Source organism: Methanoregula sp., assembly GCF_002835825.1.
GTDB lineage: Archaea > Halobacteriota > Methanomicrobia > Methanomicrobiales > Methanospirillaceae > Methanoregula.
Window position 1 is genome coordinate 1 of sequence record NZ_PIZH01000049.1, and the last position, 9,119, is coordinate 9,119.

General features: G+C 56.6%; 7 protein-coding genes and 1 pseudogene. 7 read left to right on the forward strand and 1 reads right to left on the reverse strand.

Annotated elements, in window-relative coordinates:
- Positions 1–496: 496 nt before the first annotated feature.
- The 5 genes from CW742_RS03210 to CW742_RS03230 all read left to right on the forward strand — a co-directional run bounded on the left by CW742_RS03210 (position 497) and on the right by CW742_RS03230 (position 4,403).
- Entirely contained in the window at positions 497–1,357 is an 861-nt protein-coding gene (locus tag CW742_RS03210) for a MerR family transcriptional regulator (protein WP_292416358.1), read from the forward strand.
- A 210-nt stretch (positions 1,358–1,567) separates the two neighbouring features.
- Positions 1,568–2,530 (forward strand): 3-hydroxyacyl-CoA dehydrogenase NAD-binding domain-containing protein, encoded by a 963-nt coding sequence (locus CW742_RS03215; protein WP_292416360.1) that lies wholly within the window; start codon positions 1,568–1,570, stop codon positions 2,528–2,530.
- A gap of 63 nt (positions 2,531–2,593) precedes the next feature.
- Entirely contained in the window at positions 2,594–3,424 is an 831-nt protein-coding gene (locus CW742_RS03220; RefSeq protein WP_292416363.1) for a DUF169 domain-containing protein, read from the forward strand.
- 62 nt (positions 3,425–3,486) lie between these two features.
- Positions 3,487–4,047, forward strand: coding sequence for a flavin reductase family protein (locus CW742_RS03225; protein WP_292416366.1), 561 nt, complete (start codon positions 3,487–3,489; stop codon positions 4,045–4,047).
- Between the two features lie 86 nt (positions 4,048–4,133).
- Positions 4,134–4,403, forward strand: a complete 270-nt coding sequence (locus tag CW742_RS03230) for a hypothetical protein (protein ID WP_292416369.1) — start codon at positions 4,134–4,136, stop codon at positions 4,401–4,403.
- A gap of 34 nt (positions 4,404–4,437) precedes the next feature.
- Here the strand turns inward: CW742_RS03230 and CW742_RS03235 are convergent, their stop codons facing one another.
- On the reverse strand, positions 4,438–6,504 hold the full coding sequence (locus CW742_RS03235; RefSeq protein WP_292416371.1) for an acetate--CoA ligase family protein: 2,067 nt from the start codon (positions 6,502–6,504) through the stop codon (positions 4,438–4,440).
- Positions 6,505–6,910: 406 nt separating this feature from the next.
- Here CW742_RS03235 and acs point away from each other — a divergent pair, with 406 nt between their 5' ends.
- Together acs and CW742_RS03245 are read left to right on the forward strand one after the other, a co-directional pair.
- Complete coding sequence (gene acs / locus CW742_RS03240) at positions 6,911–8,803, forward strand: acetate--CoA ligase (protein WP_292416374.1); 1,893 nt, start codon at positions 6,911–6,913, stop codon at positions 8,801–8,803.
- A gap of 53 nt (positions 8,804–8,856) precedes the next feature.
- Positions 8,857–9,119, forward strand: a pseudogene (locus CW742_RS03245) (TATA-box-binding protein); the annotation flags it as partial.

A 9,119-nucleotide genomic window follows, 5' to 3' on the forward strand; every position in this document is an offset into this window, starting at 1 on the left:
CCGCAGCGGTTCATGCACCTGGACCAGGCAGTCTGGCAGTCGTACATGGCGTCCGGATCATATCCACCTGGAGGTGCCGTGACTGTTTTCTGCTGCGACAGGTCAGCCATAAAGAAATACACACCGGCAACAACCGCTCCAGCGACCGATAACATGATCATAAACACTGCAAGCCGGGCAAGCGGCGAGGGGTTTTTGAAGATTTTTCACACCCACCTGATACACTACAATGCCATGGTTAGCTGAGGATTGCATATAAACCATAGGAAACCGTGAAAACCGGGAAACAAATCTCCGTCAGGGTATCCTGCCATGGAACACGAGGAGCGTCGCCCACATTGGCAGGGCCGGTTGCCGGTTTGTGCAAGTGACCCCGGAAGTATCGAGTGAGGGGGGTCGGAACCAGCCGTCACCGTCCCCCTCCCTCACCGGAACCTTCCCATGGGGGAGACTCCGGCATCCTATTTGCCCTTGCAGCGCACAGGTTAATGTAACAATGGCAGGCGACCAGATCCCCATCGGCCGGTTCTCGCTCATCACCCGGCTCAGCCAGAAAGCGCTCCGGTTTTACGATGAGCGGGGCCTCTTAGTGCCGCAGGTAAAGGACCTCTGCACGGGCTACCGGTATTACACGGGCGCCCAGATTGCACGGGGCGTCTCCATCAAGACGCTCTGCACGCTGGGGTTCTCCCCGGCCGAGATCGGCTGCCTCCTTTCGGCAAAAGAGGGGCGTGACACGGAGACTATCCGCACGCTCTTTGCAAGGAGACGGCAGGAGATCCGGTCCGAAGTCAGCAGGTTACAGCAGATCGAGGCGATCCTCGCAGACGAAGACGCCTCGCTGGAGTTGATCTACATGTCACTGAATGAACCTCTTGTCAAGGAAGTCCCGCCCCAGCGGATCATTGCAAAGAAAGGGACCGGCCCGTACTACGAGACCATCTCGCGGCTCATGCCGGCACTCTGCGACCAGATCTTTTCAGAAGAGAACCAGAGGAACGGCCTGAAAGTGACCGGACCATTCATGACCCTGTATCTCGACAACGAGTACCGGGAGAAAGACGCGACGATGGAGTGCGCTGCCCCGATCACCGGGCGGGTCGTGCTCACGGATCCGGAGATGGATGTCCTGACCCTGCCGGGCGGAAAATGCCTCTCACTCATCCATAAAGGTCCTTACTCAGGTCTCCAGGCAGCCTGGAGCCGGATCGGGGCGTATGCCGAGGAAAAGGGGTTCGCGATAAGCGGCGCCTGCCGGGAAATCTATCTCACGGACCCGAACGTTGTCGCAGAGAGCGAGCTACTCACCGAGCTGCAGATCCCCATCGACATGGATGTCTCGCGGCAGCAGCCCTGAAAAGAGCGGGATAGGCGCAGACCGCAAGGAGGGTTTAGGACATTTGTCCCGTCCTGCTCCTTTTAACTAAGATTATCCTTGTCGTGATGTTGTGTGCCGGCCGGGAATGATAATTCCGGTTCCATGAACCTTCTTATGCGTGGAAAAATCCCCCTTGATTTTTTCCACCTTCCGATCGCTTATATGCATTTTTTCTCCAACGGTAAATCCATGGAACAGGAAGAACGCATCCTTGTTGTCGGCATCGGTACCATGGGAAGCCAGATCGCGTTACAGTTCGCGATGCATGGGTTTTTTGTCCGGCTGTTCAATGAGAAGAAATCATCGCTTGACCGGTCGATGAAGGAGATCGAAGGCCGGCTTGAGATCCTGGTCAAAAACGGGTACTGCCGGGAGACAAAGAAGACCGTGCTCCGCCGAATATCGCTGTGCACGGACGTAAAGGAAGCCGCCCGAAACGCTGATTATCTCTCCGAGTCCGTTCCTGACGATCCCGTGCTCAAGGCGCAGGTCCTTGAAGCGTTCCATGAGGTCTGCCCGGAAAAGACAGTTTTCCTCTCCAACACGTCGCACCTCGTCCCCTCGCAGTTCGCGGAAGGGTGCGGGCGGCCGGAACGGCTTCTCGCCTTCCACTTCGGGAACCCGGTCTGGAAGGAGCGGCAGGTGGACGTCATGGCGCATGCGGGAACCGCGCCCGGCCTTGTTGCCCGGGCCTGTACCCTTGCACGGAAGATCGACCTGGTCCCGCTGGTTGTCTTAAAAGAGCACCGCGGGTACATCATGAACCACATCCAACGCGAGTATCTCATGGTTGCGTTCAGCCTTGTTGCCGAAGGCGTTGCGACCTATAAGGATGTTGACCGGGCCTGGATGATCGCCCACGGAAGCACGCCGCCGTTTGCCATAATGGACATCATGAGCCTCGACACCTCGTACGGTGTCGCGATGCATACGGCAAAGAACGGGGATGCCCGGGCAAAAGTTATTGCCAAGTACTTAAAGGAACATTTCATCTCGAAAGGAAAACTCGGCTGCAAATCGGGGGAGGGGTTCTACACGTACCCGGACCCGGAGTACCTCCGCGATGACTTCGTCGAGCCCGGTCTCCGGCCGAAGCGGAACTTCAGGGATATCCCGTACAGCCTGCCGGGGGAGAAACGCGACTCCCGCTGACTATCCGACACGTATATATGAGCCCCTGACAGATCAGCCGAAAAAAGAACTGAGGACCCAGCCATGTTGCCCCCAAGCGAGATTGCCCGTGCTGCCGGGATAAAAACAAACCCGGTCGCCATTGTATGGACTGACAAGAAACCGGAGAAAGCCCTTGAGTTCAAGCCGGGCGTCTGGGGCTGCGTGATGTGGTTCTTTGCCAAGGTTGCAACGGACGGGAAGACCGCGGTCTTCTCCCGTGAGACCACCACCTGTGCCGGTGGCTGCATGGGCCTCGGGTTCGGGCGTCCGCTGGAGAAACACGCTGCCCGTAACGAGGACGGGTTCTGTTCGTTCCTCTCGAATGGCATCGAAGGGGCTGCTGACAGGAAGGCCTACCAGGCGATCATCGACCAGAGCTTCGATGACCACCACAAAAAGATGCTGACAGAAGGCGAGCGGTTTTTGAAAAACCCCGCGGTTGTAAAGAAATGGCTGAAGAACCTGCCGGTGTATGATGCGAAGGACCGGTATATTGTCATGAAGCCGATCTCGCAGACAGACGAGAGCGAAGAAATCAAAAGCATCGTCTTTGTCGTAAATGCTGATCAGCTGGCAGCGCTCTCGACGCTTGCGAATTTTTCTACCGGCAATGTCATGAACGGGATCTTTGTTGCCGCAAGCGCCGCTGGCTGCCAGGCTATGGGCGTCTGCACGTATGCCGAAGGTGACTCGGGTTCGCCACGGGCAGTGGTCGGACTCACCGATCTCTCGGCCCGGAAGGCAGTCCGTCCCACGCTCGGCAAGGATGTGCTCACGTTCTCGGTGCCGTTTGCGCTGTACCAGGAGATGGAGCAGAACGTGAAAGACAGCTGCCTTGAACTGGACCTCTGGAAGGAACTCCGGGATTCGTAAATCCGGTAAAAATGGGGAATATCCTTATGCACCTCCCCCGCCAACCACATCAGGGATTTACCATGGAGAAAATCACGCTCGGCCCGATGCCGTACATGAGTGTCATGCCCACGCTGCTCGTGGGCGCAAAGGTCAACGGCAAGCCCAACTACATGACCGCTGCATGGGCAACGGTTGCCTGCATGGCACCGCCGATGGTCTGCGTTGCGATCAACCATGTCCGGCACACGGCGAAAGGAATCGACGAGAACAAGACCTTCAGCCTGAACGTCCCTGCAGCAAAGGACGTTGTGGCAGCAGACTACTGCGGCATTGTTTCCGGGGAAAAAGAGGACAAGTCGAAGGTCTACACCTCGTTTTACGGGAAGACACAGACCGCCCCGATGGCAAAAGAATGCCCGGTCAACATCGAGTGCAAACTGTTCAAATCCATTGACTGCGGGAGCCACCTGCTGTATATCGGCGAGATCGTGGAAATCCATGCCAACACGTCCTGTGTCACGGACGGGAAACCGGACCTGACGAAAATTGACCCGATCGTGTACGCCCAGTCCACCTACTTCGGTGTCGGGCCCCAGCTCGAGAAGGCATTCTCGGCCGGGAAGAAATACGCAAAGAAATAAACAATCATTCTCCCCTTTTTCATTCCTGCTCTTTTCCATATCTTAATTTAGCACCAGCATCCATAACCGGATCGAGGCATACTGACATGGTCAATGCAGGATGGCAGTTGCGGATGAAACGGCATATCGAACGACTCATCTCCACCAACCGGAGATACCCGGTGAGCAAAGTGGAGAAAGAGTTGCTTGCGCTGGGGTTTGTCGAGCTTGGCGCCGACCAGATCGCGGTTGCATTCGAGCACCGGATAATGGAACTGTACTTAGAGATCCTGCTGGATGACGAAGGGAAGATCCACAGTTACTTCATTGTCTCGTTTGAGGAGAAAGAAAAGAGGCGACGCAAGTATCGGTGGTGAAAAGCACTACTGTTGAATAAACTTTAAAAAAGGATTAGAGCAGTCCCGGCGCCTTGACCCGGAACTTCTGCCAGAGCACGCGTCCCATGACGCGGTAGGTGTAGTCCAGCTCCTCGAAACTGGGAATGTCGTGCTCCTTTAACATCTCGCGGCCTGCATCCATCGATGCGCCGCCCAGGAGCGTTGCCACGAGCCGGTTCTCGGTTGCTGCCGAGAACTTGAGGATTTGGCGGGCCATCTGCTCGGAATTCAGGACAAGGTTCGGGAACCCGACGATAAACGCGATATCCCATAGGTCAGCATGCTTTGCGAGCACCGAAAAGGTCTTTTCAAAGCGTTTTTCGTTTGCATCGCCTAAAAGGTCGATCGGGTTGCCCTTGTTCCAGAACTCGGGAAGGAACTCGTTCATTTCGTCAATGACATCCTGCGGGAGATCAACCATCTCGACACCATAGCGCTCCGCGTAATCCGAGGACAGGACAGCAAAACCGCCGGCATTCGTGATGACGACCGCACGCTTGCCTTTCGGGTAGCGCTTGCGGTGGGCAAGCATCTGGGCCGCAAGGAACGCGCCAGTCAGTGTGTGGACAGCGATGATACCTGATTTCCGGAACGCTTCCATGTACACATCGTAGGAACCGGAGAGCGAGCCGGTGTGGGACGATGCTGCTGCCTGCCCCCGGCTTGACGAGCCGGACTTGATGGCGATGATGGGCTTGCACTTTGCAACCTCGGCAGCGACTTCCATGAAGGCCTTGCCGTCCGTGATCTGTTCTATGTAGAGGATGATGGCCCGGGTCTTCTCGTCCTTTCCGACAAACCGGATGTAGTCAAGGAAGTCGAGATCAGCCTGGTTGCCAACGCTGATGACCGCGGAGAAGCCGATGTTCTTTGCAAGGCTCCAGTCAACAACCGTGTTGATAATGGCACCGCTCTGGGAGATGAACGCAATGTTGCCGGGCCGCGGGGACTCATGGACATAGGTGGTGTCGATGCCCCTCGGAGGGATGATCATGCCCAGGCAGTTCGGGCCGATGAGACGGGTGCCGTGGTTCCGGGCAATGGCAACGATCCGGTCTTCGAGTGCCTTGCCGTGCTCGCCCATCTCCTTGAACCCGGCAGTGATGATGACCGCCATCGGGACACCTTTGGCGCCGCACTCTTCGATGACACGGGGCACGTGAATTGCCGGGACCGTGATGACCGCAAGGTCGACCGGCGCGGGAATGGCGGTGATGTTGGGGTAGGCCCTGAGCCCCTGGATCTCGGAGCGCTTGTTGTTGACCGGGTAGAGCTGGCCGGGGAAGTGGAGGAGGTTGTGCATGACCGCGTACCCCATCTTGGACGTGTCCTGCGATGCACCGACAACGGCAATGGACCGTGGGTTGAAATACTCCATGGGTACCGGCGGCCGCTCGGGACGGGCTTCTTCCCGCACGGGGGCATCGGTGACGATAACGCGGGCATCGACTGCGAGAGCGCCCTGCTCGTAGAGGCGGAGCGGGTTGATGTCGAACTCAACGATGTTCTCGTTTTCGAGGAAGAAGCGGTTGACTGCCATCAACGTTGAGACAAGTGCTTCCTCGTCCTTGGGTTTCATCCCGCGGTACCCGGTGATGAGCGGGTAGCCGTTGATCTCTTTGACCATCTGGCGGACAGTCTCCTCATCGAGCGGGAGGATGCGGAGCGTGATATCCTTCATCAGCTCGACAAGTGTCCCGCCCATGCCGAAGGTCAGGACCTTGCCAAACGCCGGGTCGGTCTTCCCACCGATGATGAGTTCGAGGCCGGGCTCTGCCTGCTGCTCGACAATGACGCCCTTGATCTCGGCGTCATTGTTGTATTTCTTGGCACCGCTGATGATCTTCTCGAACGCTGCAACAGCAGCCTCGCGGCTGCCGACACCGACGACAACCCCGCCCGCGTCGCTCTTGTGGATTATCTGGGGGGAGATGATCTTCATCACGACCGGAAAGCCGATGGTCTCGGCAGCGTCCGCAGCATCGTGGGGGGTCATCACAATCCGGTACTGGGGTACCGGTACTCCGTATGCCTTGAGGAGATCATACCCCTCAGATTCCGATAACATGGTCCTTTCCATTGACATCACCACAACCTTTTCCATATAACTGGTTCTATTATAACCGGAACACCCTGCCCGGGGCGGCGGGAATGAGAATATCCGGACCAGCTGCCCATCGCAGTACCGTCGTTCACAGTAACGGATAGAAATCGGAACAGGCCTGTTTTAAAGGTATGGGAAAATACGACAGAAACAGGCCCGGATTCGCTGCGATTGGCAGCCGGCAGGACACCGCGCGCAAAATTGCAGCGAAAAAACGACAAATTACGCCCGGATTCAGAAAATACTGGAGAAGCGCCGCATTAAATAGAAATGGGGTTTATAATAAGCATTAAACGCCAATCCGAGCCTTTTTCCTGCAAACGAAAACGACAGCCTTTATTTTGTATCACTCATTATTAATAGTGTAAAATCGGGGTTATTCATGGCAGAACAATTCGATGTCGTACTGAGCGAGAAGACGTACACGCCCGATCACTCCTGCAAACAGAACAGCTGGATAGGTGACTACACAAAAGCGTACAATGAGTTCACAAAGGACCCTGACGCATTCTGGGACAAGGCCGCAAAGGAGCTCCACTGGTTCACGCCCTACAAGAAAGTGAAGGAGTGGAACTACCCGTTCGCCCGGTGGTTCGTTGGCGGGAAGACCAACATCACCTACAACTGCCTTGACCGCCACGTCATGAGTTCAAGGAAGAACAAGGTGGCGCTCATCTGGCGGGGCGAGGACGATACCGAGCGGATCTATACCTACCGCCAGCTCTTCCGCGAGGTGCTGAAGGTCGCAAACGGTTTAAAGAAACTCGGCGTGAAGAAAGGCGATCGCGTCTGTATCTATATGCCCATGGTGCCGGAGCAGATCATCTCGATGCTTGCCTGCGCACGCATCGGCGCGGTTCACAGCGTAGTCTTCGGCGGTTTCGGCGCAGCAGCACTCAACAGCCGGATCACCGGTGCCGGTGCAAAGGTCGTCATCACGGCCGATGCAACATTCCGCCGCGGCAAGACCATTCCCTTAAAACACATCATTGAAGAGGCGATCATCAATGCCCCCACGGTTGAGTATGTCGTCGTCCTCCGCCGCGAACTCCACCAGCCCGTGGAGATCCACCGCGAGATGGAGATCGATTTCTACGACATGATCAAGGACGTCCGCCCGGAGTGCGAGCCCGAGATCATGGATGCAGAAGACCCGCTCTTCATCCTGTACACGAGCGGATCCACCGGCGCGCCAAAAGGTATTGTCCACACCTGCGGGGGTTACATGGTAGGCGCCCATTATACCAGCAAGAACGTCCTCGACATCAAGGATAATGACGTGTACTGGTGTACAGCCGACCCGGGCTGGATCACCGGCCATTCCTATGTTGTCTACGGCCCGCTCGCGCTCGGGGCAACCCTGGTTGTCACCGAGAGTACCCCGGACTTCCCGGACCCCGGCGTGTACTGGCGCATGATCGAGGAGTTCGGCGTTACTATCTTTTATACGGCGCCGACTGCGATCCGGATGTTCATGAAACTGGGCGAGGAATGGCCGGATAAGTCCAACCTCAGCTCACTCCGCATCCTTGCCTCGGTTGGCGAGCCGCTCAATCCCGAGGCATTCGAGTGGTTCTACCGGGTTGTCGGCAAGGGCAAATGTCCCCTCATCGACACGTGGTGGCAGACCGAAACGGGTATGCATATGGTTACGACCACGGTAGGTGAGCCGATGATGCCCGGGTTTGCCGGCAAGCCAATCCCCGGGGTTGTGGCTGATGTCGTAGATAAGGACGGCAAACCGGTACCCCCCGGTACCGGAGGGTTCCTCGCGGTCAAAGAGCCGTGGCCCTCGATGATGCGCACGGTCTACAATGATGAGGAACGCTACCTCAAGTACTGGCATACGATCCCCGGTTACTACGCGGTTGGCGATCTTGCCGTGAAGAACAAGGACGGGTACATCATGGTGCTCGGGCGTTCTGACGATCTTATCGTTGTCGCAGGCCACAACATCGGCACTGCCGAGGTCGAGAGCGCGCTGGTTTCGCACAAAGCAGTTGCCGAAGCCGCGGTCATCGGCAAGCCCGACCCGGTCAAGGGGAATGTCATCAAGGCGTTCGTGATCCTCCGCCAGGGCCATACGGCAAGCGACCGGCTGAAAAACGAACTCCTGTACCATGTCCGGATCACGCTCGGCCCCATTGCAATGCCCTCCGAGATCGATTTCGTCACATCGCTTCCCAAAACCCGGAGCGGCAAGATCATGCGCCGTGTCCTCAAGGCAAAAGAGATGGGGATGGACCCCGGCGACGTATCAACGCTGGATGAATAATTGGTGGGAAATGAACCCAATTTTTTAAATACTGTTTTGTGGCATTTATAAATATGAAGGTCAGGCCAGAAGACTCTCTCAAGATCGAGAACATCGTTGCCTCAGCAAAGGTGACCGACTATCTCGATCTCCCCGCTCTTGCGTCCAAGATCAAGGATGCCGAATACAACAAGAAGCGGTTCCCGGGCGTAGTTCTCCGGATGCAGGACCCGAAGATAGCCGCACTGGTTTTCGGGTCCGGCAAGGTTGTGCTTACCGGAGCAAAGAGCATCGACAGCTTAAGCAAAGGGCTCAATATTCTCGGGAACCTCCTGCG

Bases quoted from the DNA above. Each gene is read 5' to 3' on its own strand.
- CW742_RS03235 (WP_292416371.1), bottom strand. From the start codon at position 6,504: ATGGAAAGGACCATGTTATCGGAATCTGAGGGGTATGATCTCCTCAAG.
- acs (WP_292416374.1), top strand. From the start codon at position 6,911: ATGGCAGAACAATTCGATGTCGTACTGAGCGAGAAGACGTACACGCCC.
- CW742_RS03230 (WP_292416369.1), top strand. From the start codon at position 4,134: ATGGTCAATGCAGGATGGCAGTTGCGGATGAAACGGCATATCGAACGA.
- CW742_RS03210 (WP_292416358.1), top strand. From the start codon at position 497: ATGGCAGGCGACCAGATCCCCATCGGCCGGTTCTCGCTCATCACCCGG.
- CW742_RS03225 (WP_292416366.1), top strand. From the start codon at position 3,487: ATGGAGAAAATCACGCTCGGCCCGATGCCGTACATGAGTGTCATGCCC.
- CW742_RS03215 (WP_292416360.1), top strand. From the start codon at position 1,568: ATGGAACAGGAAGAACGCATCCTTGTTGTCGGCATCGGTACCATGGGA.
- CW742_RS03220 (WP_292416363.1), top strand. From the start codon at position 2,594: ATGTTGCCCCCAAGCGAGATTGCCCGTGCTGCCGGGATAAAAACAAAC.